At 47.9% G+C, this 22,225-nt stretch carries 26 protein-coding genes and 1 riboswitch; of the genes, 19 read left to right on the forward strand and 7 right to left on the reverse strand.

The window, feature by feature from the left end; genetic code table 11:
• Positions 1-28 precede the first annotated feature (28 nt).
• On the reverse strand, positions 29-517 hold the full coding sequence (locus KNQ08_RS02640; protein ID WP_214804540.1) for a DoxX family membrane protein: 489 nt from the start codon (positions 515-517) through the stop codon (positions 29-31).
• A 127-nt stretch (positions 518-644) separates the two neighbouring features.
• The gene (locus KNQ08_RS02645; RefSeq protein ID WP_214729990.1) at positions 645-1,829 is read right to left on the reverse strand and encodes an MFS transporter; all 1,185 of its coding nucleotides are present in this window, start codon (positions 1,827-1,829) and stop codon (positions 645-647) included.
• Positions 1,830-2,019: 190 nt separating this feature from the next.
• Here KNQ08_RS02645 and KNQ08_RS02650 point away from each other — a divergent pair, with 190 nt between their 5' ends.
• The 8 genes from KNQ08_RS02650 (at position 2,020) to KNQ08_RS02685 (ending at position 7,885) form a co-directional block, all read left to right on the forward strand.
• A complete protein-coding gene (locus KNQ08_RS02650) occupies positions 2,020-2,445 on the forward strand; it encodes an OsmC family protein (protein WP_023467853.1) in 426 nt (141 codons plus the stop codon).
• Positions 2,442-3,662, forward strand: coding sequence for a beta-N-acetylhexosaminidase (gene nagZ / locus KNQ08_RS02655; protein ID WP_214804542.1), 1,221 nt, complete (start codon positions 2,442-2,444; stop codon positions 3,660-3,662). Before KNQ08_RS02650 ends, nagZ begins: the two co-directional genes overlap by 4 nt.
• A 56-nt stretch (positions 3,663-3,718) precedes the next feature.
• A riboswitch (TPP riboswitch) is annotated at positions 3,719-3,821 on the forward strand.
• Between the two features lie 82 nt (positions 3,822-3,903).
• A complete protein-coding gene (locus tag KNQ08_RS02660) occupies positions 3,904-4,497 on the forward strand; it encodes a thiamine phosphate synthase (protein WP_214804544.1) in 594 nt (197 codons plus the stop codon).
• Positions 4,494-5,438, forward strand: coding sequence for an FAD-dependent oxidoreductase (locus KNQ08_RS02665; RefSeq protein ID WP_214804546.1), 945 nt, complete (start codon positions 4,494-4,496; stop codon positions 5,436-5,438). Before KNQ08_RS02660 ends, KNQ08_RS02665 begins: the two co-directional genes overlap by 4 nt.
• Positions 5,435-5,635 carry a sulfur carrier protein ThiS gene (gene thiS / locus KNQ08_RS02670; RefSeq protein ID WP_214769360.1) on the forward strand — a complete coding sequence of 67 codons (201 nt, stop codon included), beginning with the start codon at positions 5,435-5,437 and terminating at the stop codon, positions 5,633-5,635. Before KNQ08_RS02665 ends, thiS begins: the two co-directional genes overlap by 4 nt.
• Before the next feature lie 2 nt (positions 5,636-5,637).
• A complete protein-coding gene (locus tag KNQ08_RS02675) occupies positions 5,638-6,402 on the forward strand; it encodes a thiazole synthase (protein ID WP_029341335.1) in 765 nt (254 codons plus the stop codon).
• The gene (locus KNQ08_RS02680; RefSeq protein WP_214804548.1) at positions 6,399-7,406 is read left to right on the forward strand and encodes a ThiF family adenylyltransferase; all 1,008 of its coding nucleotides are present in this window, start codon (positions 6,399-6,401) and stop codon (positions 7,404-7,406) included. The genes KNQ08_RS02675 and KNQ08_RS02680 overlap by 4 nt, the downstream gene beginning before the upstream one ends.
• Before the next feature lie 122 nt (positions 7,407-7,528).
• Entirely contained in the window at positions 7,529-7,885 is a 357-nt protein-coding gene (locus KNQ08_RS02685; RefSeq protein WP_050677014.1) for a hypothetical protein, read from the forward strand.
• Between the two features lie 128 nt (positions 7,886-8,013).
• Here KNQ08_RS02685 and KNQ08_RS02690 read toward each other — a convergent pair whose 3' ends face one another.
• Positions 8,014-8,382 carry a hypothetical protein gene (locus tag KNQ08_RS02690; protein WP_149427096.1) on the reverse strand — a complete coding sequence of 123 codons (369 nt, stop codon included), beginning with the start codon at positions 8,380-8,382 and terminating at the stop codon, positions 8,014-8,016.
• Between the two features lie 232 nt (positions 8,383-8,614).
• Between KNQ08_RS02690 and KNQ08_RS02695 the strand changes: the two genes are divergently transcribed.
• The 5 genes from KNQ08_RS02695 (at position 8,615) to KNQ08_RS02715 (ending at position 14,769) form a co-directional block, all read left to right on the forward strand.
• Complete coding sequence (locus tag KNQ08_RS02695; RefSeq protein ID WP_047396064.1) at positions 8,615-8,854, forward strand: hypothetical protein; 240 nt, start codon at positions 8,615-8,617, stop codon at positions 8,852-8,854.
• Between the two features lie 206 nt (positions 8,855-9,060).
• Positions 9,061-10,182, forward strand: a complete 1,122-nt coding sequence (locus KNQ08_RS02700) for an exonuclease SbcCD subunit D (protein ID WP_214804550.1) — start codon at positions 9,061-9,063, stop codon at positions 10,180-10,182.
• Positions 10,164-13,169, forward strand: a complete 3,006-nt coding sequence (locus KNQ08_RS02705) for an SbcC/MukB-like Walker B domain-containing protein (RefSeq protein ID WP_214804553.1) — start codon at positions 10,164-10,166, stop codon at positions 13,167-13,169. The genes KNQ08_RS02700 and KNQ08_RS02705 overlap by 19 nt, the downstream gene beginning before the upstream one ends.
• Before the next feature lie 13 nt (positions 13,170-13,182).
• Positions 13,183-13,974, forward strand: a complete 792-nt coding sequence (locus tag KNQ08_RS02710) for an AAC(3) family N-acetyltransferase (protein ID WP_214804555.1) — start codon at positions 13,183-13,185, stop codon at positions 13,972-13,974.
• Positions 13,975-14,031: 57 nt separating this feature from the next.
• On the forward strand, positions 14,032-14,769 hold the full coding sequence (locus tag KNQ08_RS02715) for a Bax inhibitor-1/YccA family protein (protein WP_214724661.1): 738 nt from the start codon (positions 14,032-14,034) through the stop codon (positions 14,767-14,769).
• A gap of 43 nt (positions 14,770-14,812) precedes the next feature.
• Here the strand turns inward: KNQ08_RS02715 and KNQ08_RS02720 are convergent, their stop codons facing one another.
• Genes KNQ08_RS02720 through pssA form a run of 3 tightly spaced genes read right to left on the reverse strand, consistent with a single transcriptional unit; the run spans position 14,813 to position 16,384 of the window.
• Positions 14,813-15,355 (reverse strand): GNAT family N-acetyltransferase, encoded by a 543-nt coding sequence (locus KNQ08_RS02720; RefSeq protein ID WP_214804557.1) that lies wholly within the window; start codon positions 15,353-15,355, stop codon positions 14,813-14,815.
• Positions 15,356-15,380: 25 nt separating this feature from the next.
• Complete coding sequence (locus KNQ08_RS02725) at positions 15,381-15,857, reverse strand: DedA family protein (RefSeq protein WP_251133601.1); 477 nt, start codon at positions 15,855-15,857, stop codon at positions 15,381-15,383.
• A complete protein-coding gene (pssA, locus tag KNQ08_RS02730; RefSeq protein WP_214804559.1) occupies positions 15,854-16,384 on the reverse strand; it encodes a CDP-diacylglycerol--serine O-phosphatidyltransferase in 531 nt (176 codons plus the stop codon). The genes KNQ08_RS02725 and pssA overlap by 4 nt, the downstream gene beginning before the upstream one ends.
• 136 nt (positions 16,385-16,520) lie before the next feature.
• On the opposite strand from pssA, the gene KNQ08_RS02735 reads away from it, so the two are divergent.
• On the forward strand, positions 16,521-17,381 hold the full coding sequence (locus KNQ08_RS02735) for a MerR family transcriptional regulator (RefSeq protein WP_251133602.1): 861 nt from the start codon (positions 16,521-16,523) through the stop codon (positions 17,379-17,381).
• Positions 17,382-17,531: 150 nt separating this feature from the next.
• On the opposite strand, the gene KNQ08_RS02740 is transcribed toward KNQ08_RS02735, so the two are convergent.
• The gene (locus KNQ08_RS02740) at positions 17,532-17,837 is read right to left on the reverse strand and encodes a hypothetical protein (RefSeq protein WP_214805775.1); all 306 of its coding nucleotides are present in this window, start codon (positions 17,835-17,837) and stop codon (positions 17,532-17,534) included.
• Positions 17,838-17,967: 130 nt separating this feature from the next.
• On the opposite strand from KNQ08_RS02740, the gene KNQ08_RS02745 reads away from it, so the two are divergent.
• The 5 genes from KNQ08_RS02745 to KNQ08_RS02765 all read left to right on the forward strand — a co-directional run bounded on the left by KNQ08_RS02745 (position 17,968) and on the right by KNQ08_RS02765 (position 22,213).
• Entirely contained in the window at positions 17,968-18,702 is a 735-nt protein-coding gene (locus KNQ08_RS02745; protein WP_214804561.1) for a nuclease-related domain-containing protein, read from the forward strand.
• A 75-nt stretch (positions 18,703-18,777) separates the two neighbouring features.
• Entirely contained in the window at positions 18,778-19,200 is a 423-nt protein-coding gene (locus tag KNQ08_RS02750) for a MarR family winged helix-turn-helix transcriptional regulator (protein WP_050677025.1), read from the forward strand.
• 68 nt (positions 19,201-19,268) lie between these two features.
• Positions 19,269-20,279: an ABC-2 transporter permease gene (locus KNQ08_RS02755; RefSeq protein ID WP_214804563.1), complete on the forward strand. Its 1,011-nt coding sequence runs from the start codon at positions 19,269-19,271 to the stop codon at positions 20,277-20,279.
• Positions 20,280-20,461: 182 nt separating this feature from the next.
• The gene (locus KNQ08_RS02760) at positions 20,462-20,776 is read left to right on the forward strand and encodes an ArsR/SmtB family transcription factor (protein WP_029341347.1); all 315 of its coding nucleotides are present in this window, start codon (positions 20,462-20,464) and stop codon (positions 20,774-20,776) included.
• Positions 20,777-20,908: 132 nt separating this feature from the next.
• On the forward strand, positions 20,909-22,213 hold the full coding sequence (locus tag KNQ08_RS02765) for an arsenic transporter (RefSeq protein WP_214804564.1): 1,305 nt from the start codon (positions 20,909-20,911) through the stop codon (positions 22,211-22,213).
• Positions 22,214-22,225 lie beyond the last annotated feature (12 nt).

Consider the following 22,225-nt stretch of genomic DNA (forward strand, 5'->3'; position numbering starts at 1 on the left):
TCTCCCGCGTGCGGGAGAGTTATTTTCGTTAGACGGGAATCCGATCCAGGGGATGCGGTTGCTGCGACGAGCGATACCAGCGGATGATCCAGTGATCGATGCCAATGTGATATGCAAAGCGTCCTGCAGCCAGTAAGGCGATTGACGCTGCTAAGAACAACGGGTTTAACGCAATCGTCCCAGCGAGTAAGTAATTGAGATTCATGATACTACCGATGACCAGTGCAGGGACCGTCAACAGACTAAGAAACAACAAGATCCCGACGACGAGTTCCGCGAACGGAATCAAGGCGTTGATCAGCCCGACGTTCGGTAAGGCGAGTTGCTCGATCCACGTCGCATACCACGAACTGACAAGTGCGTCTTCGCCAGTTGACTTCGCGAGTGCTCCTTCGAGAAACGGTTTCGCATCGAAGCCATTGATGTACTTACCGATTCCAGCGATGAACCACTGGATTCCGAGCCAGAGTCGGATGATCGTCAACAGACCGAGACCGATGATGTGTAATGCTTTCACTTTCAGACACTCCTCTACTACAACATAGTCCCCATCATACTGAAAAATCATCAGCGAAATGGGGACTATCATCATAACGTCATCGAACCGTCATCGACCTGTTACAAAAAAGGATAAGGTAACGGTTTCATGACCGTTGATCGAGGCGATGACTGATTGCAGTTAATAAAGCAGCAACGAGCGCAACCAGTCCACCGACGAGTGCCGTGTTCATCATCGGACCGTTCGCATAGACGATGCCACCGAGTGCCGAACCAAAAGCAATCCCGACGTTACTCGCAACCGGCATCAATGAAGCGGCGAGTCCTTTTGCTTCCGGATTGAACTTTTCAGCAAGGTCGATCAAGTAGATCTGTGTCGAAGTCGTTAGTAAAATCGACATCAACGACATCAAGGCGATGTTGAACAGACCAAGCGGAAGGGATGCTGTCGTGAAGTATAACGCAGCAAGAACGACTGCTTGCACGACGAAGACGAACCGTAAGCGTCCCATCGGATTTTTGCTAGCAATCTTGCCGGCAAGGATGTTACTGAAGATCGAGACGACGCCGTAAGCGAGCAAGATCGGACTGATCCACGTTTTCGCAATCCCAAGTTCTGTTTGCAGAATTGGTACGAGGTACGTGTAGACGACGTAGGTTGCCCCAAACCCAAATGACGGAATGAAGAAGGCGATCAGGATCCGTGGGTTGGCGAGCAATCCGAGCTGTTCCTTAATCGAACCAGAACCCGTCGATTGCTGGACCGGAACGATCTTTAAAACAGCGAGGAACGCGATTATTCCCATGACCGTCGTCAGCCAGAACGTGGCTTCGAAGCCAGCGTGTTGCCCGATGAACGTACCAATCGGAACACCTAAAACGTTCGCAAGTGTAAAACCACCGAAAATGAACGAGACGGCAACACCGCGCTTCGCGACAGGTACACCGTCACTTGCGACGACCATTGCGAGTGAGATCAAGACACCAGTCAGGATGGCTGTCAGAATGCGGGTTGCGAGCAATACTTCGTAACTTGGTGCAAAACTACTGGCAAGATTCAATAGTATCCAAGCAAGTAAGAGACGTAGGATCAGGCGACGCCGTTCCAGATGACCGGTCATCGACATGACGATCGGCGTACCAATCGCAAAGGAGATGGCAAATGCCGAGACGAGCGTACCAGCTGTTGCGATCGTGATATCAAGGGCTGAGGAGATTTCAGCGAGGATCCCGACGATGACGAATTCGCTTGTTCCGAGAACGAATGTCAGGAGCGACAACGTAGCAATCAAGAGCCAATCGCGTCGACTTAAACGAGTAGTAGGTGACATGGATGATTCCTCAATTCTAGCGCTTGCGCGCGAAACTATGAGTAACAGGATAGCATGAAACGATTTCGTCGGGTATCGCAAAGCGAGATTTCGGGAAAAGAACCATTATTCGAAATAGCGTGTGAATTTCCAGGCTTGCTGTTTTTTGCGTATACTAAAGAAGAAGACTACTTATAAAGGAGTGGAAACGATGCAAGCGACAGTGACATGGAACAAACAGATGGGGTTTAGTGGACAGACGGAATCAGGGCATCATCTTGCGATGGACGCAGCACCCGAAAACGGTGGTGAAAACCAAGCACCACGACCGACCGAACTCTTGCTACATGCCGTTGCCGGCTGTACTGGAATTGATATCGTCTCGATTTTAGAGAAGATGCGCTTGACGATCACCCATTTCGAAATGGATATCGAAGGAGAACGGGCAGAGGATCATCCGCGACGTTTTACGTCGATCTCGATTCATTACCGGCTTGAAGGTGATCTCCCGGAAGATAAGGTCCGTCGTGCCATCTCGTTATCAAAGGATAAATATTGTTCGGTCTCGCAATCCCTGAATGCTGAGATTTCCGTCTATTATTCGATCAATGGTGTGCGGAGCGAGGATCCTTTGTGAAGAAAGTAGTGCTGATCGGTTGCCTGTTGCTTGCAGGGTGTGCACAGGAGACGACGGAACCAACGAAACCATCACAACCGGAAACGAAGCATCCGACAGAAGAAAAGAAACCGAAGCCTGAGCCAACGAAAGAAGAACGACAACAAGCACGATTAAAGCAGCAACTTGAAGCGATGTCGACGTCAGAAAAGATCGATCAACTGCTCTACATCGGAGTCGCCGGCACGGAACTTTCAGCAGCTGACCGGAAACTGTTAAAGACGCATGCGATTGGTGGGGTCTTACTGCTCGGCGGAAACATCACGTCGGAAGAGCAACTCTTGACGTTCACGCGTGCGATTCAAGAGACGAACCAAAAACCGTATGCGTTCGTCGGGATTGATGAAGAAGGCGGACGCGTCAGCCGGGTACCGGATCAACGATTACGTCTACCGACGAGTCAACGGATGGCGCAAGGAGCAGATGAAGTGAAAATGGAAGACGTCGGACGTACGCTCGGACATTTGTCACGTTTTTATGGCTTCAACATGGACTTCGCGCCGGTCCTTGACGTCAACAGTAATCCGAACAATCCGATCATTGGCGACCGTGCGTTAAGTGCTGATCCGAATACCGTCGCGACGCTTGGTACGGCACTGATGCACGGGATGCAGGAGACGGGAACGATTCCGGTCGTCAAACATTTTCCCGGTCACGGCAATACGAGTGTCGATTCCCATGTCGGGCTACCGAAAGTGACGGCATCAAAGGAAGAATTGAAGCGGACGGAGCTGTTACCGTTCCAAGAAGCGATTCAAGAGGGCGCCGAGATGGTGATGGTCGCCCATATTCTCTATCCCGCGTATGACGATATGAATCCGTCCTCGCTCTCAAAGCCGATCTTGACTGACCTCTTGCGTCAACAACTCGGATTCAACGGTGTCATCATCACGGATGATCTCGTCATGGGGGCGATCACGAAACAATATGGTCTCGCAGAAGCGGCACGTCAGTCGCTCGTCAATGGAGCTGATATGGCGATGTTTTCAGAGGCAGGTGCTTACACAAAGGTCCATGCTGAAGTGATGCAAGCCGTCAAAGACAAAACGCTGACGCCGGAGATGCTCGATGCCAAAGTAATGCGCATCCTGAAGCTGAAGCAGACGTATGCCGACAGCCAAGAGCAACAGCGACCAACGAAATCGGAACTGATTCAGCAAGTGGAAGCGCTCAACTAGGACTAGCGAAGCAAAGCGACTCATGCTAGACTAATGGGGCAAGCCAATTAAACACGAAAAGACACTAGGGGAGTCTCCCAGCAGACTGAGACGGAAGTATCCGGACCCTTTGAACCTGATCTAGTTCGTACTAGCGGAGGGAAGTGGCTCGAAACCTTAGATATCCTTAGCGCTTCAGCGCATTTTCGGACCACTCCCTTCAACATCGGGAGTGGTCCTTTTTCGTATGGAAAGGAAGAACATGATGCGTCTACATCTGATTTCGACGGGATCCATCCATCCGATTGACGAAATAAAGACTTTTCAATCGCTTCAACCTTATACGGATCAGCTACATCTACGTGAACCGAACTTGTCAGCAGCAGAATTACTTGATCTGATTGACGCACTCCTTGCGCATGGTTATTCGCTTGATCAGTTAACCGTTCATGACCGGATCGATGTCGCCCATGTCGCCGGCATCGGTGTGCAGTTGACGCGCCGTTCCTTGCGTGTCCGCGATGTGCGACGTCATTTTCCGGACCTCGTCATCGGGAAATCCGTTCATTCACTAGCAGAGGCACTAGCAGCAGAAGCGGAAGGAGCCGACCGACTGCTGTACGGTCATATTTATTCGACAGCGTCGAAGCCGAACATGCCACCACGAGGGATTGACGCCTTGAAGCAAGTCGTCACCTTCACGACGAAACCAGTCATTGCAATCGGCGGGATCACACCAGAACGCATGCCTGAAATCGCAGCGACCGGGGCAACCGGAATCGCTGTCTTATCGGGTATTCTCGGTCAATCGGATCCACTCGCCGCCGTCAAGCGTTACCAGGGGGTTCGCGTATGACGGATCACATCATCATCGGCGGCGGAGTCATCGGGTTGACGCTTGCTTACGGTCTCGCCTGTCAGAATGAATCCGTCGTCGTCTTAGAACGTGGAACATGCGGACAAGGGACAAGCCGAGCGGCTGCCGGGATGCTTGCGACGGACATCGAGCTGAGAGCAGAATTGCATGCACTTGCCGCGCGAAGTCGTCGTCTGTATCCACTGCTTGCACGTCGTCTCGAGCGAGAGACAGGCATCGATTGTGGGTACCGGGAACAACCGTTTTTGTTAAAACGTAAAGGACGCGAGCATCTGTTTCCAGCTGTCGGTCAAATCGATCCACGACGACTGACGACTGCATTGATGTATGCCTTACACGCACGTGGCATATCGATTGAAGAACAGGTAGATGTCACACGCTTCGAAGAGAGCGATGACTTCATCAAGGTCGAGTCGAACGCGGGAACGTGGACCGGACGAACAGTGACGGTCGCTGCCGGACGCGGGTCGCAAGCCTTGCTCGATACAGCCGGCATTTCGATCGCGACATATGGGGTCAAAGGGGAATGTCTCGCCGTCCGTCTCGCGGGTCAGCCGTTACGCTCGATCCTGTTTGATGACGCCGTCTACCTCGTTCCGAAAGCAGACGGTCGGATTTTGATCGGTGCGACCGAACTGCCGCACGACGAGACGATCGGTGTCAGTGTCGCAGGGGTCACGTCATTGCTTCAAGCAGCAGAACGACTGTATCCACCGATTCGTGACGCGGTCATCGAAGAAGTCTGGTCCGGTATACGACCACAAACGGCGTCTGGCTTGCCATATATCGGAGTCGCCGATTCATCCCGTCGGATCTTCCTAGCGACGGGGCATCATCGGCATGGCATATTACTCGCACCGGCGACAGCGGAAGTCTTGGCAAATACATTACGGTTGATTCAGAAGGAGGAAGTCCGATGAACATTACGATTAACGGCAATGACCACACGATCGATCAGATTGAAACGATCGAGGACATGCTCACGCAACTTGGCTTAGGGGAAAAGCTCGTCATCGTCGAACAGAATCGACAAATCATCGATCGCGCGGCGTATGGTCAGACGGTCATTCGGGACAATGACACATTTGAAATCGTTCATTTCGTAGGAGGAGGATAAACATGCTGAAAATTGGAGAAAAGACATTTGAATCACGATTATTACTCGGAACAGGGAAATATACGGACGCTACCGTACAGCAAGAAGCAATCGATGCGTCTGCTTCACAAATCTTGACGTTCGCCGTCCGTCGGCTCGACATCTTTGACAAACAACAAGCGAATTTTTTGGAGTCGCTTGATTTAGCGAAGTACGATTTACTGCCGAACACGGCCGGTGCGAAGACGGCGGAAGAAGCTGTTCGGCTTGCGAAGCTTGCGCGGGCATCCGGTATGTGTGACATGGTCAAGGTTGAAGTGATCGGTTGCGACAAGACGTTACTACCTGATCCGATCGAGACGTTACGGGCTTCTGAAGAATTACTCAAAGAAGGCTTCATCGTCTTACCGTATACGTCGGACGATGTCGTGCTCGCACGACGACTCGAGGAACTCGGTTGTCACGCCATCATGCCGGCAGCGTCACCGATCGGTTCCGGGCAAGGCATTCTCAACCCACTTCATCTACGATTCATCATCGAGCAGACGACGGTCCCGGTCATCGTCGACGCCGGGATCGGTTCACCGACCGACGTCGCCTATGCGATGGAACTGGGAGCGGATGGTGTCTTATTGAACTCCGCTGTCGCCCATGCCCAAGATCCGGTCAAGATGGCGCACGCAATGCGACTAGCTGTCGAAGCAGGGCGCTTCGGATTCGAAGCGGGACGTATCGAGAAGAAACAGTACGCGGTCGCGAGTAGTCCAACGAGTGGATTGATTCGATGAACCGTTACTCACGACAAACTCGATTTCAACCAATCGGGGAAGCGGGACAAGCACGCTTGGCATCAGCGAAGGTGCTAATCATCGGCATGGGAGCGCTCGGAACGGCGTCGGCAGAGCAACTCGTCCGCGCCGGTGTCGGTGTCGTCCGAATCGTCGACCGCGACTATGTCGAGTGGAGTAATCTACAACGACAACAGCTTTATACCGAAGACGATGCGCGTCACATCGTACCAAAAGCGATTGCCGCAAAAGCACGGCTTGAAGCGATTAATTCGACGGTGACGATCGAAGCGCATGTAGTAGACGTCGACCGGGCAGCGCTGACGTGGCTTCTCGATGATATCGATCTAATCATCGACGCGACGGACAATTTCGATATTCGTTTGCTGATGAACGACATGGCGTTGATGCGTTCGATTCCGTGGATTTATGGTGGCTGCGTCGGCAGTTATGGGATCACGTTTACCGTCCGTCCCGGGGAGACGCCGTGTCTGCATTGTCTGCTCGATCAATTACCACGGGATCAGGAGACGTGTGATACGGCGGGGATTATCGGACCAGCTGTACAGATGGTCGCTTCCTTACAGGTGACGGAAGCGTTGAAGTGGTTGAGCGGAAAGACGGACGCCATGCGGACGCGCTTGCTTGCGTTTGATGTCTGGTCGAATACGTTTCAACAAATTAACGTCCAGTCACTGAAGCAAACGGAGTGCCCGTCGTGCGGCATCGAACCGTCCTATCCTTACTTATCGGATCAAACGGTTCGTTTCACGGCACTCTGCGGTCGGGATGCCATCCAAATCCGGGGAGACGGACAGCGGGATCTGGAACAGTTGAAACAACGTCTCCAGCCGGTCGCTGCGATTTCCGCCCATAATCCATATTTGCTGGCGTTTACGACGGACGAACATCGGATGGTCGCTTTCCGAGATGGACGCGTTCTGATTCATGGCGAAGCGGATCTCGTTAAAGCGAAACGCATCTATCATGCCTATTTCGGGTAACGTTCACAAAACAGTAAAAACTAATTTTAAATATATATGTTTTAAATGTTTGAAAAACAGGTAAATAAGACTTCAGACATAAATCAGTCTACAGGTTTTGAACGTGAAGAGGAGTGATTCAGATGAAACAAGAATTCGATCCAATCAAGGATCAGGCACAGACGGAAGACGCCCAAGCAGTTGTTCAGCAACCCAACTGGAATCCAGATCGGTACCGGACGAACTTGAACCCATTCTATCTGTCACCTTGTAGTGTCGAACGTAGAGAAGACGTGCATCAGGATGCATCGAAAATTCTCGAAGTCGAGACGTCGTCGCCCCTCCAACAACTTTTTGAACACAATCAAGCAACGCATAAATCAGAACAATCGGGCAAAAAATTTAAAACAGGCATCGTCGTCGGCGTCGGTGCGATCATCGGCGGATCGGTTTCTGTGATTCGTTCCGTTCAACGCTTTAGAAAACAACGGACGAAATAATACGTTCGTCGTAAGAGTGAAAAAGCAGGAGGCATTCGCCTTCTGCTTTTTGTGTTACCCTTTCGTTTCACAAAAGAAATGAGGGGTTTTAGTATGTATGTTGTTTCTACTTGTTATATCTAGATTTATCAGTTAGTTACATTATCAAATGCGGTAGATTTACCGTTCACGTAAACATCGATGATTTTATGTTCAGGATCTAATGTTAACTTGTAGACATGCTGCTTCTTTTTCCTATGAGTTTTAGATTCATTCAATTTAATCTTTAGCGTATCTCCTTGTTCCTCAAGATCAGTAGCAACTGTTTTCTTTGACTGATAAACAACATAAGCGACTTTGTCTTTCGTATTGATCAATTGCAAGGTATTAGCGGGATTGATCTTCGATTGGATAGCGTTAGGTACTATTTTTAGTTCACTAAAACTGAGTTTAGAATCGTTTACGTTACAGGCTGATAAAGTAGTACATAATACGATCAACAGTATAAGTCGTTTCATATTTTTCCCTCCTAGCTTTCAAATGAGAAGTATATATTGTATTTTAACAGTTCTTTAAAGTATACAGACCTCAAAAACTAATAAAATTTTCTATATTAGCCATAATATTGATTCATAAAAAAATTAAATGGTAAAGTAAATACTATTGATTAACTCATTTCTATAATTAAAAATAGCGATGTGATACCAAATTTAAACAATTTTAAGTTATTTAGTAATAGGAGGGTTTTAATTGCGTAAGATGGGATTTTGTTTTGTATTAGTAGCTTTGACTAAGCTATGGCTATCTATTTACTTAGCTGAGTTTTTATTTCTTAGAGAGCTAGAGGTGTACAAAAGTGTCGGAGGCGATGCGATTGACATGATTCCGAGCCTTACTTGGTGGATCATTCTTTTGGAATGTATCATAGGTATTACTTTGATTGTTACAGATGGGAAAAGAAAACTAAAACAGACTGTAGATAAAAAGTAAACGTTCTATCTATTTTCTATTGAAACTAATGTGTAGTTTCTCTCTTAGTCGAGAAGAATTACACTTTTTTTCGTCATTACGTATCATTGGATTGATGTGCAACACGAAAACTTCTGCTTTTTGTGTTCCAAACGGATGTTCGTCGCAGAACGAACGCTTGCATGCTACACTTAAGCTACTATATTCAAAAAGTGAGTGTGATGAAGATGAAATGGATACATACTGCCGATTGGCATCTCGGCAAAATCGTTCATGGCGAATCGATGCTCGAGAACCAGCGGGCGGTCTTAGCGGATTTTTTGACACTCGTCGACCGCGAACAACCGGATGCGATCGTCATTGCGGGTGACTTATACGACCGCGCCGTACCACCAACGGAAGCCGTCGAACTGCTTGACGAGACACTGGCTGCCTTGATCCTTGACCGGGATATCCCGGTCGTTGCGATCAGCGGAAATCACGATTCGGCCGAACGGTTAAGTTTCGGAACGACGTTACTCCAACGGGCCGGTCTGCATCTCGTCGGAAAACTAACGCCGGTCATTACTCCGGTTACGATCAAAGGAGTATCGTTTTATCCGGTGCCATTTGCGAATCCTGCGACCGTTCGGTACGTGCACAAGGACGAAACGATCAAGACACATGATGATGCGATGCGGACGATTCTTGCTGGATGTATTCCGGGTGGACCGAGTGTCCTCGTCGGTCATGCCTTTGTGATCGGTGGACTCGAGACGGATTCGGAGCGGCAATTGTCCGTCGGAACGGCAGGGCAAGTTAGCGCAAGCCAGTTTGCACCGTTTACGTATACGGCACTCGGTCATTTGCATAATCCACTTGCGATTCAATCCGAGACGGTTCGCTACAGCGGATCGCTCTTGAAATATTCATTCTCGGAAGCCCATCATGTCAAAGGGGTCGATGTGTTGACGTTGAACGATAAGGGTACGTTCGATCGCCGGTTCGAACCACTTGCACCAAAACGTGACTTGCGGGAACTGACTGGAAGTCTCAGTGAACTGACAGACCCGGCGTTCGTCGCGACACAAGACACGGACGATTACTTAAAGATCAATCTAACGGACGGCGAAGCCTTGATGGATCCGATGGGCAAGCTGAAAAAAATCTACCCGAATATCCTTCACCTCGAGCGAATTGGATTCGTCCGCGAGAGTACGCGGGCAGTCAAGGCGTCGCGGGAGCAAGTCAAGGATGCATCCGTTGCGGATCTATTCAGTGAGTTTTATGAAGCAGTCCGTGAAAAGAAACCGACGGAAGCGATGAAAGCCGTCCTGAAGGAGGAAGCGACATGCGCCCAGAACGACTGACATTACGCGCCTTTGGACCGTTTGCTGGTGAAGAGACAATTGATTTCACGGCACTTGCCGGACGGACGATGTTCGTCATCTCCGGAAATACCGGGGCAGGAAAAACGACGATCTTTGACGCATTGACGTTCGCCCTGTATGGCGAAACGTCAGGCGGCGAACGGGAAATGAGCGAACTGCGAAGTCATTTTGCCGTGCCCGAGCAAAAGACGGAAGTTGAACTGGAGTTTACGCTGAAAGAGGAACGGTACCGGATCATCCGCCAACCGAGTCAACCGCATCCGGTCAATAAAACCGGCTACTCGCATGAAGCCGAGCTCGCTCGGTTCGACGGAACGACGTGGAAACCGCTCGCGGTCAAAATTCCAGAAATCAAGCAACGGGTTCAAGAGCTGATTCAGCTCGACCATAAACAGTTTTCGCAAATTCTCCTGTTGCCACAAAACAAGTTCCGCGAACTGTTGATGGCAGAGTCAAAAGACAAACTCCAGATTCTGAAGCAGCTGTTTAAGACGGAACACTATGGTGAGTTCCAGCAACGATTGCATCGACAAGCGCTCGATCTTGCGGCACGCATCAAGGAAACGAAGACGAAACAATGGGCAAAGCTTGAGGAACTACCTCTGCAAGCGAACTGGAGTGAACTGACGGAAGGCGACATCCGGTTACGGATGGAGGCGTTGACGACGGAACGGGACGAATGGTTAACGGCTGCTCGTCAAGCTGAAATAGAGACCCGTGCGATCGTCGAGAAGAAAACGACACAATTGCAACAAGGCGAGCAACTTGAAGCGGTTTTCCAAGAGCAGGAGCGACTTCAACAGACGGAACAGTTGCTAATTGACCGCTTACCGGAAATCAAACAGATGCAAGAAGAAGCGATGGCGGCTGAACGCGCTCAAATCGTCGGACCGATCTATGACCAGTGGCAACAGGATCAAGAACAATTGACGCAACTCACGCATCGAAAACAGGAAACTGAACAGCACATCGCTAGCTTGAAAGAGCAACAAGAGGTCGTTCAAGCAAAAGTGGATCGATTGCTAGCGGAGGAACCACAGATCGAGCAACTCAGTCGTCGTCTCGAAAAGATTCAAGAAGAGCGCGAACGCTTGGAAGCAGAAACGGCTTTACGACAACAACAGCAACAACTAGTAGAACGTTTGAAGCTTCTGGACCCAGAGTCATTACGGAAGCAACTCGAACAAGCACGGACAGAACGTAAGACTATTCAAGAACAACTGCATCCATTGCAAAACGTTGGAGCAGAACGCTTACAGGTGCAAGAACGGCGCTTCATCCTGCAACAGCTAGCGACAAAGATAGCGGAACATGACAAATTGGAAGCAGAACGGCAACAGCTGATCGTCCGCGGTACGAGCGTTCGGGATCAAAAAGAGGCTGCAGCGCGCCAGTATGAAGAAGCGCGTAGACACGAACGGGAACAACTGGCTGCTGAACTTGCCAAAGGATTGACGGACGGGACGGCTTGCCCGGTTTGCGGGAGTACATCGCATCCGCAGCATGCTGTCGCCGTCGCAAAGGAACGATCTGTCGATGTAGCACAACAGCGGTTCCTTGAAGCCCAACAAGCGCATCAAGAATTACAAGCCTCGTACCGGACGGTTGCGGAGCGTCTGCAGCAACTGACGACCGAGATGCAAAAGACGAGTGAAAACGAGTCATCTCATGCGGATGTTTCAGTACAGCTTCGAGAAGTCGAACAGACGGAAGCCCGATTAGCGGCAGCGCAGACGGAAAAAGCGCGTCTTGAGACTCGTCTGCAACAACTCGAGCAATCCATGGACCAGCTACAACTAAAGATCGATGCAATGATCAAAGACCGGACCGGCATCGAATCGGAACTGGCACACTTGTCTGGTCGCCTAAGTCAATCAGGAGAGTCCGCGAAATCACTACCAGCACTCCGTGAGGAACAACAACAGGCAGAAACACGTATCGAGCAATTCAAACAAGTCAAACAGCAACAATTACACGAGAAGGAACAGCTCGATCGTGACTTCGCGGAACACCAAGGTCGATTCCGTCAATTGACTGAGGCGTCTGCTGAACAAAACGATCGATTAACGAACCGCGAAAACGCATTACACGCAGTCCTGGCAGAAGAAACGTTTCCAACGATCGAAGCCTTCCGTGAAGCGAGACGTTCTCGTGACGCGCTTCGTCACCTCCAAGAACATTTGGAACAAGACCGTCTAGCGCGGCAGGAATTAAAGTTGAAACAGGAACAAGTTCGCTTGAAGACGGAAGGTCAAGTGCATCCGGATCTTGAACAGTTGCGGATGGATGTGAAGACGGTGTCGCTCGAACTGACGGAGCAGACCGACCGACGTGTCGGGCTCGAGAAGGAACGCGCACATATCGATCAATTGATCGCGGCATGGGAAAGCTTGCAACACCAGATTGAGGACGAGGATGCGAGATACGGCATCATCGGCGAACTCGCTCGCGTTGGTGTCGGGGAGAATGCGCAACGGATGACGTTCGAGACGTACGTCCAGACGGCATACTTCGATGAAATATTGTTCGCCGCAAACCGGCATCTGCACGAGATGACCTCCGGGCGTTTCCAGCTTGAACGGAAAACGGAGGCGGGAAAAGGGCTTAAGAAATACGGGCTTGATTTAAATGTCTTTGACGCGTACACGTCGCAAACACGTCACGTCAAGACGTTATCCGGTGGTGAAAGCTTCAAAGCATCCCTTGCGCTTGCGCTCGGATTGTCGGAAGTCGTGCAAGAAGCAAGCGGTGGCGTGTCACTTGAAACGATGTTTATCGATGAAGGATTTGGAACACTTGATCCGGAATCACTCGAACAAGCGATCGAAACGTTGCTCTCGATTCAAGCGAGCGGTCGCATGGTCGGAATCATCAGTCACGTCCAGGAACTGAAGTCACGAGTTGACGCAAAAATCGAAGTCAAACAAGGAAAAACGGGGTCGACGATTGCACTAGTCGTCGAGTAAGGAGATAAGATCGATGGAAACACGAAACATGGTCACGAAATCACAAATCAAAGAGGCGTTACGCGAATTAGGTGTGGCTCCCGGCATGAAGCTGTTCGTCCATTCGTCTCTCAAACAAATCGGCTGGATTCCCGGCGGTGTACAAGCATTGATTGAGGCCTTACAGGAAGTCGTCACGACGGAAGGGTTAATCATGATGCCGGCGCAAAGTACCGATAATTCGGATCCGAAGAACTGGAGCCAACCGGCTGTGCCTGAAGAATGGTGGGAAACGATCCGCCGGGAAATGCCGGCATATGAACCGGCAAAAACGGTTACACGCGGCATCGGTCGCGTCCCGGAAGTCTTCCGGACGTATCCGGGTGTCGTTCGAAGCAACCATCCGATGTGGTCCGTGACCGCCTGGGGGAAAGATGCGGCGACATTCGTTGCCGATCATACATTAGAAAATGGCTTCGGTCCCGGTTCACCGATTGAACGCTTCATCGAGGCGGACGGTCAAATTCTGCATATCGGTTCTCCTTGGGATACGACGACCGTCTGGCATTACGCGGAATACGGGTTGAATCGTCCGGACGTCGAGGATGGTTGTAAAGTCAAAGAAGGAACGACGGAACGATTCATTCATTACCGACATCGTCAAATCGATAGTGACGCGTTTGGACCGATTGGCGAAGCGTTAGAAAGTGCCGATTTCGTCACGTCCGGTCTGATCGGACAAGCGAAATCTTACCGCATCGATGCCAAAGCCTCGATCCCAGTCGTCATGTTGCAATTAAAAGCGCTCGATCAATGGTTATTTTGAAACTTTTTCGGGAAACCTTCGTAGTAGAAAACAGAATCATAAAAAGGAGTGAAAGCAATGGCTTCACGTTTTAAAGTAAACCCGGCATTGCGTCGCGGATTCGATACGGCACGTGTCGGAGAACGACCAATGACAAAAAGCGGGACGATGAGCAAGATTTTCTTGATGCTCGCTCTCGTCACGGCAGCAGCAGGGGGAAGTTGGTTCTTCCTCGCAGAAAACCAAGCGTTCCTATTCCCGGCATTAATCGGTGGATTCGTCATCGGTCTGATTCTTGCCTTGATCATCACATTCAAACCAGCAACAGCACCGGTCCTTTCACCGGTATATGCGTTGGCAGAAGGTGTCGCCGTCGGAGCATTGTCGCTCGTCTTTGAAAGCATGTACCCAGGTATCGTCGGAAAAGCAGTGGTTGCGACTTTCGTCGTTGCGTTCGCGATGTGGTTCGTCTACTCGACAGGCATGATAAAAGTGACGCAACGTTTCCGTTCTGCGGTAACAGCAGCGATTCTCTCGATCTTCGTCTTGTATGCAGTCAACTTGATTCTCTCGTTATTTGGTGTCGACCTCCCATTCATGACAGGTAGCTCACCGCTTGCGATTGGTATTCAGTTCGTCATCGTCATCGTGGCATCCCTGTCACTCGTGATGGACTTCGATTTTATCTCGCAACAAGTTCGTGCGGGTGCTCCGAAATCGATGGAGTGGGTTGCAGCATTCGGATTGATCGTGACGATCATCTGGCTCTATATCGAATTACTCGATCTCCTGTACCGTCTTGCGGCACGGGATTAACAGCAACAGACGACGGAGAATCCGTCGTCTGTTTTTTTTATCGTTAATTTGTTTTTGAGGATGACATTACTTTTTCAAAACGAAAGAATTCGTATTCTTCATCGGACGTGGGCACTTCGCCCTCTACATTCGGGCCAGGGTTCCCTTTATGATTGAATTCGACGATGTGGAAACCGCACTTATTCACATAGAAATGAATATTACGTTTTTCAAAGTATGGGGTATGCAACTCCCATACTTTTGTTTGTGGAAAGGTGGCTTCAATTGCTTTCCATGCTTTCATGCCAATCCCTTTTCCATCTGCACTTATATATATAAAATCGACTTCATTATGCTGTGTTTTTTCATCAATCCGTAGCACCACACCTCCGACTATTTCACCATCTAGGACGATATGAAGAATAGTAGCGCCCTTCGCACACAACGAATGCTGTATGTCTTCCTCTGAAGGAATAGGTCCCATTTCTGTTAAGTCTTCATATTGACAGCTATCTTGCCAACCTTTCATAAAGGCATCTTGTAATGCCTTTTTAAATTTTGGTAAGTCTTCTGTTGTTACGGGTAATAGCTCAATTTTTGAATCCATGTTGTTTTCACCTCATCCTAAAAAATTAAAAAAAGCGTCCAATGGTTAAAAATATTAAACTCCATATGCCAATACTAATACTGGTATAGAACGAATACGTTTTTATCGACATATGCGACATCCCGCAGAAGTAACCAGCGAAATGACGCATTCCCGGTACGAAATAACTCACGACAAGCGCTACTGCTCCATACTTCCCAATCCACGTTTCAGCTTTACTACTCCATTTTCGAGGAGCGCTCATCCAACGTCCCAGCCAATCAAGTAAAGGACGACCTGCTCGTTGTCCAATGAAATAACTAAATATCATTCCGACGAATGACCCAATACATACGACGACAAACGTTAAATCATAACGAAGAAAACCAATTTTTGTGAAATAACCAACGAATAAAATCATCAATTCATCTGGAATCGGAAGGCTGAATAGACCTAAGGCCAGTACGAGAAAAATAGCGACATATCCATAGTCTGTAATCATAGCTTCAAATAAAGCCATCATATTGTTTGTTCTTTTTCTGTGCTGATTTTTTTAGCATGTGGAATCTTCACATGACTGATCATTAAATAAGAAAGCAGGCACATGATTACGGCGACGAACATAGGTGATAGGAAAATCGTAGATATGAGTAGACTGACAGCAGCAGCTGGTACGGGTAACCCAATAAAAGTCGGTAACTCACTTTGCGTCGTATTAAATCGTGCTAAGCGAAGTAATGCACAGACATTGTATGACACAGCGAGGAAAAGACCGATTTGTCCAAAATCACTTAGTAAAACATGATAAGTAAAAAGCGCTGGAGCAATTCCGAACGTTACTAAATCTGAAAAAGAATCGAGTTCTTTTCCGAATTCGGATACAGTTCCTAGTTTTCTAGCGATCCTACCGTCAAACAGATCAAACAATAACCCGAATAAAATAAATCCAATTGCTGCACTAAAGTTCTCCTCGAGTACGGCAAAGATAGACAACGTTCCACAGACGAAGTTACTAATCGTTAAGATTACGGGGATAGCAGATTTCGGCATAATATGAGGTCTTCCTTTCCTGATATAAATGAGCGGATGTGAATCCCTAAGCGACTCATTCAAAATAATTTTTAGTCAGAGTACACGATGGTCGTTTGTGCAGGTATATGTTACTCTCACAAAAAGAGCATAAACTATGGAGTCACTCCAGGGTAAAGGGGGCAAAAAAGGAAAGATGAAAAATTATTTGCAAAAAAAATTTACAACCGGTGAATTTGCAAAACTTCTTGATATCAACAAAGACACACTTTTGTATTACGATAAAATCAATTTATTTAAACCGGCTGGTACTCATCCGAACGGGTATCGCTACTATACGTTTGAGCAATTTGATCAATTTATGGCGATCCATTCATTACGACAAGTAGAAGTACCGATTAAAGAATTAAAAACATATTTTGAAACACCGACGATACCGTCGTTACGACAACTGGCATTAAAACAAAGTGAACAAGTCGCGCTTGAAGTAAAAAAATTGCAGGATATTCAGCTTTTTTTACATCGTGTCGTAGAACTGACAGATGAAATGCAAGGGATTTCGTTCGGAGAAGTGCATTTTAAAAAGTTAGCTGAAGAATCGATTGTACTGAGTGAGGAAAAACTAGATTGGTCCTTGTCTATGGAAGAGTTGTATCAGCACTCTAGTGTATTTTTAAAAAAACTTGGTGTGAAAAGTACAGCTGCACATGGAATCGTTTATGAGAAAGAGAAATTCTTGCAGGAGGAAGGTGATCTACATCATTTGTTTTGTCGCATAGAAACAAGTCATTCAAAGAAAAAACCGACCGGATTATACGCTGTCCTCTATTTCAAAGGGACTTTTGACAATATCGATACGGCTTATACACAGCTTATGGATTCATTAGTAAAGCAAAACTTTGAAATAGACGGAGATGTGTATGAGGAGTATCTACTTCATTCCATTGCGTCTCTAGAGGAAGAGGAGTTCATCACGAAGATTAGTGTGAAAGTAAAAGAAATCGTTTCGACATCTTGATTATGTATTTTCTAAGAATCGTTTTTAAGAGATTTTGATATGTCTCACTTCTTCCCTTGAGGAACTAAGGATTCAATCATTTGAAAAAGATTGCGTAAAAAGTAAGTAATAAAAAGACCATTCAGCATATATCGCCGATGGTCTTTTTGATCATATTCCGTGCTCGCTTTTCAGTTGATCGACGTATTGTTTTGCCTCGAGCAAAGACGATCCGAGAGTCTCTCGAACGCGTTTGACAGCTTCAACCGTCTTTCCTTCATGAAGCAACTGAACTAATTCGACTTGTAAAGCTGCTTCTTCTAGTGACACCTCATTCAGACCGAGGTGCTCCTCGATCCGTTGTAGCTTCTTCAGAATCGTTTGTTGGCGGCGTTTCGCTTCGCCCGCTTTTTGTGATAAGGACATCCAGATGAAGAAAAAGACGATCAGTGGTGCGAACGTGACGACAGAATCCATAGTGAACACCTTCCTTTGTTTCACCGTACCATAGGATAGTCTCCATAACAAATAGTGGAAAATAAGGTGGAAATTGATTATGCTGATATAGTGGAAAATAAAGGGTTAATATGGAAAGGAGATAAATCTAGTGGACAATGTGTTAGTGACATTTTTACCATTCTTGATTCAAATCGGACTGATCATGGTGCTGTTCTTCTTCGGAACGTTTGGTCTGTTTTTCTTTGTAAAGCGCAGTTCGTATTACAGTAGTCGTTATTATCGTTTAACGCGCGAACCGTTTTTGCGGATCGTTCGTGATAAAGGAAAATGGGGTGAGTACTTGACGACACGTCAACTCGATCAAGTTTCCGGATACGGCACTTATGTCTTTAATACATACTTACCACGTGCGCGTGGAGAAGGAACGACGGAGATTGATGTGACGTTCATTCATGAAAGTGGCATCTATGTACTCGAATCGAAAAACTACAGCGGGTGGATTTTCGGACGCGAGCAAGACCGTCAGTGGACGCAGCAGTTCCAGAATCGCTTCAAACAACGGTTTTATAATCCGATCAAACAAAATGAAGGGCATCTCAAAAGCATGCAACGCTTCTTAGAAGGAACGGATCCTGCGCTCTTTCACTCCTTGATCGTTTTCAGCGAACGCTGTGAACTCAAAAAAATCACCGTCGATTCAGCGCATGTCCGTGTCTTGAAACGAAACGTCTTACGTAAGACGATCGAGCAACTCGCAACAGGAAAGCCATTGACACCAAGTCAAGTCGATACGATTGCAGGGAAACTCGGGGTTCATTCACAAGTCGATCGTGCCACGCAACAAGCGCATATCGATAGGATTCGTCAACGCCAGGCAAAATGAGACCGTTGACGGACTTGTTCTACTTCAGGTATAGTGAATAAATAATAAGTAGTGCAACTATATGGAGATGATGGGATGAAAGAATCGGAATGGTCGCTTGGAATGCAATTATCCCGTAGTTATTATGCGTTCAAACGTGCTGCTGCTAAACGGATGGAAGCGTTCGGTCTGACACCAGAGCAGTTTTCTGTCCTGAGCGAACTCGCTAAACAAGATGGTGTTTCGCAAAAGCAGCTGGCATTCGTGACAGAACGTGATCAAACGACGATCGGTAAGATTCTGGATAAGCTCGGTAAAAAAGAACTAATCGTTCGGACGCCGGACCCCCGGGACCGACGAGCGGTTCTGCTCTTGATGACACGAGAAGGACGCGACATCGTCGATCGCCTCGGGCCAGAGCTCGATCAGCTACAACTCGAAGCGTTCCGTGGACTATCGCGAGAGCAAATCGAGCAATTAAAGGAAACACTTGAGACCATTCACCGGAATGTGACGTGAATGGTTTTCCTTCGGACATATAGTTGCACATGATATTATAAGTAATGCATATAAAAGGAGATTGTAATATGAAAGCATGGAAAGATGTCTGGTCAATGACACAAACGAAAGTGGGGCTCGTCTTCGCGATCGTCGTCCCGCTCTTGTTCCTCGTCGTCTGGATGACTGGTTACGAAGGAACGACGGAACGGCTCGATCAATTGAACGTCGGTGTCGTTGGCGAAGTGAACGACCCGTTCGTCACATCACTAAAGGAAGCACCGTTCACGGTCCAAGCAGTTCCGACCGAAGCGAAAGGGTTGGAAGCACTCGATGCCAATGAAGTCGATCTCGTCCTACAAAAGGATGATACAACGCGTCAACTAACGGCACACGTCAGCCAGACGAATGCCGAATTTGCGAATGCGATTCTCGAGCGGGCAACGGAAACGATCGGCAAACAGTTGAATGGTGAGCCGGCGTTCACGACGTCGGTCGTCACGGAGCATGCCGTCTCAGATTTTGCCTTGTCGATGCTGCCACTCGTCCTCGGGTTCGTCATCTATATCGCGACGATGACGATGGGGATTCAATTCAATCTCGTCAGCACGATCTTAAGTAAGCGTCATTCGATCTGGTCACTATTTTGGAGTCGCCAACTGTTGCACGGGATCGTTCTTTTGGTCGTTCCATTACTGCTCGTTTCCATGGCACATGTGTTAACGGACATCACGACACCATTCATCAAACTGTGGGCGTTCGAGCTCCTTGTCGTCGCGACCTGTATCGCCGTCACGCAGATGAACTTTGCGATATTTGGACCGATTGCTCCACTCGTCAATGTTGCGTTGATTCCGTTCCAGTTGATGACTGCCGGAAACATCGTGCCGGCGAAGATGCTGGCACCGTTTTATCAATCCCTCGGAACGTTCTTACCTGTTCCGAATGCCGTGGCTGGATTCAGTCGATTGTTATTCATGAATGGATCCATCGGTACGCAAGTGTTGCATTTATCCCTGCTTTGTTTCGGTAGTTTTATCATAACGTGCTTAGTGCTGAGTTGGAGGGAGCAACGACAAGCACAACGTGTTGTTGCATGAAGAATATAAGAAGAATCGTCATCGAATGGGATGGCGATTTTTTTATTTAAGATAGATTTATGAAAAAATCATTGCATAACAAAAAGGTTATATAATAATATGGTTATGTGAAAAGCGAAAAAGATAAATTCGCTCCTGTATCAGGCATGGATTATACGTTTAAGAGAAAGGAGGACTCTCCAGTGATCGAGACAGCAAAACGGGTAGAAGAGATGAGTCAGTTCTTAAAGCTACTGAGCGATGGAACACGTCTTGAAATTTTGCGAAGACTACACGTTCGGGAACATTGTGTCTGTGATTTCGTCGAAATGTTTGATATTTCGCAACCTGCAGTCAGTCGTCATCTAAAATTATTGCGTCAGTCCCATCTCATCTTGGAACGACGTGAACGACAATGGATTTATTTTCGAATCAATCCAGATCACCCGCAACACAAGTTGTTATTGACGATTTTAGAAGAAATGGACACTCCGGACATCCCGGACAGAAGTTGCTAAGGACACACACCGTGGATGAAATGGATTAGCACGAGCAAGGCATTGGAATCGAGACGATATTCCATTCTTGATGACACGTTCAAGATTGGCGAATCGTTAACAGAACCACTCGAAATTTAATACAGAAATGAAGTGAACGCATTGACCGGTACACATTTACTAGCGATCGGAATTTTTCTGATCACCTTATTCTTAATCATTAAACAACCGAAAGGACTCGGCATCGGTTACTCCGCAATAGGAATGGCGCTCGTTGCGCTATTGACGGGAGTCGTCAACCTCGATGATGTTTCAACTGTCTGGGGCATCATCTGGAATGCCACCTTTACGTTCATCGCCCTGATCATCATCTCATTGATTCTTGATGAGATCGGATTCTTCGAATGGGCGGCACTCCACATGGCGCGCATCGCACGAGGTAGTGGTGTCAAACTATTCGTATACATGACATTGCTCGGTGCTGTCGTTGCGGCTTTATTCGCGAACGATGGGGCAGCCTTGATCCTGACACCAATCGTCCTCGCGATGGTTCGTCACTTGAAACTTCCGGATTATGTCGTGTTAGCCTACGTATTCGCTTCCGGATTCATTGCCGATACGGCCAGTTTACCGTTCGTCGTCTCGAACCTCGTCAACATCGTCTCAGCAGACTTCTTTAACATCGGGTTTACGGAGTATGCGTCACGGATGGTATTCGTCAATCTCTTTTCTGTCGTAGGCAGTCTGATTGTCTTGTATCTCTATTTCCGAAAGAGTATCCCAAAGAATTACGATGTAGCTCAACTCGTCGCACCCGCGACAGCGATCAAGGATCAACGGATGTTCAAGTTATCTTGGTTCGTCCTCATCTTGCTTGTCGTCGGATACTTTACGAGTGACGTCATCGGCATTCCAGTCAGTCTTGTCGCTGGAATCATCGCCTTGTTCTTCTTATTGATGGCACGCCGTTCACCGAGCGTACCGACGAAAAAGGTCATCGGTGGTGCACCGTGGGCGATCGTCTTCTTCTCACTTGGAATGTACATCGTCGTCTACGGACTTCAAAATGCAGGATTGACACAAGTGCTCGCTGACATCATTGATGGCTTTGCGACGAATTTAGCAGCCGCGACATTTGGTATGGGCTTCTTGGCTGCCATCTTGTCGTCCATCATGAATAACATGCCGACCGTCATGATCGATGCCCTTGCGATCGATTTGAGCCAGGCGACTGGAACGATTCGAGAGGCGCTCATCTATGCGAACGTCATCGGATCCGATTTAGGACCGAAGATCACGCCGATTGGTAGTTTAGCGACATTACTTTGGTTACACGTGCTTCGGACGAAAGGCGTGAAGATTGGTTGGGGTCAATACTTTAAGATCGGGACGATTCTGACGATCCCGACACTTGCCATCACATTGCTTGGCTTGTATATCAGCTTGATACTTTATTGATTTTTAAGGAGG

This window comes from Exiguobacterium sp. s46 (genome assembly GCF_018618875.1).
GTDB classification, from domain to species: domain Bacteria; phylum Bacillota; class Bacilli; order Exiguobacteriales; family Exiguobacteriaceae; genus Exiguobacterium_A; species Exiguobacterium_A abrahamii.

Excerpts from the sequence above, each read along its gene's own strand:
- KNQ08_RS02645 (WP_214729990.1), bottom strand. The coding sequence starts at position 1,829 with ATGTCACCTACTACTCGTTTAAGTCGACGCGATTGGCTCTTGATTGCT.
- KNQ08_RS02650 (WP_023467853.1), top strand. The coding sequence starts at position 2,020 with ATGCAAGCGACAGTGACATGGAACAAACAGATGGGGTTTAGTGGACAG.
- KNQ08_RS02660 (WP_214804544.1), top strand. The coding sequence starts at position 3,904 with ATGATGCGTCTACATCTGATTTCGACGGGATCCATCCATCCGATTGAC.
- KNQ08_RS02665 (WP_214804546.1), top strand. The coding sequence starts at position 4,494 with ATGACGGATCACATCATCATCGGCGGCGGAGTCATCGGGTTGACGCTT.
- thiS (WP_214769360.1), top strand. The coding sequence starts at position 5,435 with ATGAACATTACGATTAACGGCAATGACCACACGATCGATCAGATTGAA.
- KNQ08_RS02675 (WP_029341335.1), top strand. The coding sequence starts at position 5,638 with ATGCTGAAAATTGGAGAAAAGACATTTGAATCACGATTATTACTCGGA.
- KNQ08_RS02680 (WP_214804548.1), top strand. The coding sequence starts at position 6,399 with ATGAACCGTTACTCACGACAAACTCGATTTCAACCAATCGGGGAAGCG.
- KNQ08_RS02685 (WP_050677014.1), top strand. The coding sequence starts at position 7,529 with ATGAAACAAGAATTCGATCCAATCAAGGATCAGGCACAGACGGAAGAC.
- KNQ08_RS02690 (WP_149427096.1), bottom strand. The coding sequence starts at position 8,382 with ATGAAACGACTTATACTGTTGATCGTATTATGTACTACTTTATCAGCC.
- KNQ08_RS02700 (WP_214804550.1), top strand. The coding sequence starts at position 9,061 with ATGAAATGGATACATACTGCCGATTGGCATCTCGGCAAAATCGTTCAT.
- KNQ08_RS02705 (WP_214804553.1), top strand. The coding sequence starts at position 10,164 with ATGCGCCCAGAACGACTGACATTACGCGCCTTTGGACCGTTTGCTGGT.
- KNQ08_RS02710 (WP_214804555.1), top strand. The coding sequence starts at position 13,183 with ATGGAAACACGAAACATGGTCACGAAATCACAAATCAAAGAGGCGTTA.
- KNQ08_RS02715 (WP_214724661.1), top strand. The coding sequence starts at position 14,032 with ATGGCTTCACGTTTTAAAGTAAACCCGGCATTGCGTCGCGGATTCGAT.
- KNQ08_RS02720 (WP_214804557.1), bottom strand. The coding sequence starts at position 15,355 with ATGGATTCAAAAATTGAGCTATTACCCGTAACAACAGAAGACTTACCA.
- KNQ08_RS02725 (WP_251133601.1), bottom strand. The coding sequence starts at position 15,857 with ATGATGGCTTTATTTGAAGCTATGATTACAGACTATGGATATGTCGCT.
- pssA (WP_214804559.1), bottom strand. The coding sequence starts at position 16,384 with ATGCCGAAATCTGCTATCCCCGTAATCTTAACGATTAGTAACTTCGTC.
- KNQ08_RS02735 (WP_251133602.1), top strand. The coding sequence starts at position 16,521 with ATGGAGTCACTCCAGGGTAAAGGGGGCAAAAAAGGAAAGATGAAAAAT.
- KNQ08_RS02740 (WP_214805775.1), bottom strand. The coding sequence starts at position 17,837 with ATGGATTCTGTCGTCACGTTCGCACCACTGATCGTCTTTTTCTTCATC.
- KNQ08_RS02750 (WP_050677025.1), top strand. The coding sequence starts at position 18,778 with ATGAAAGAATCGGAATGGTCGCTTGGAATGCAATTATCCCGTAGTTAT.
- KNQ08_RS02755 (WP_214804563.1), top strand. The coding sequence starts at position 19,269 with ATGAAAGCATGGAAAGATGTCTGGTCAATGACACAAACGAAAGTGGGG.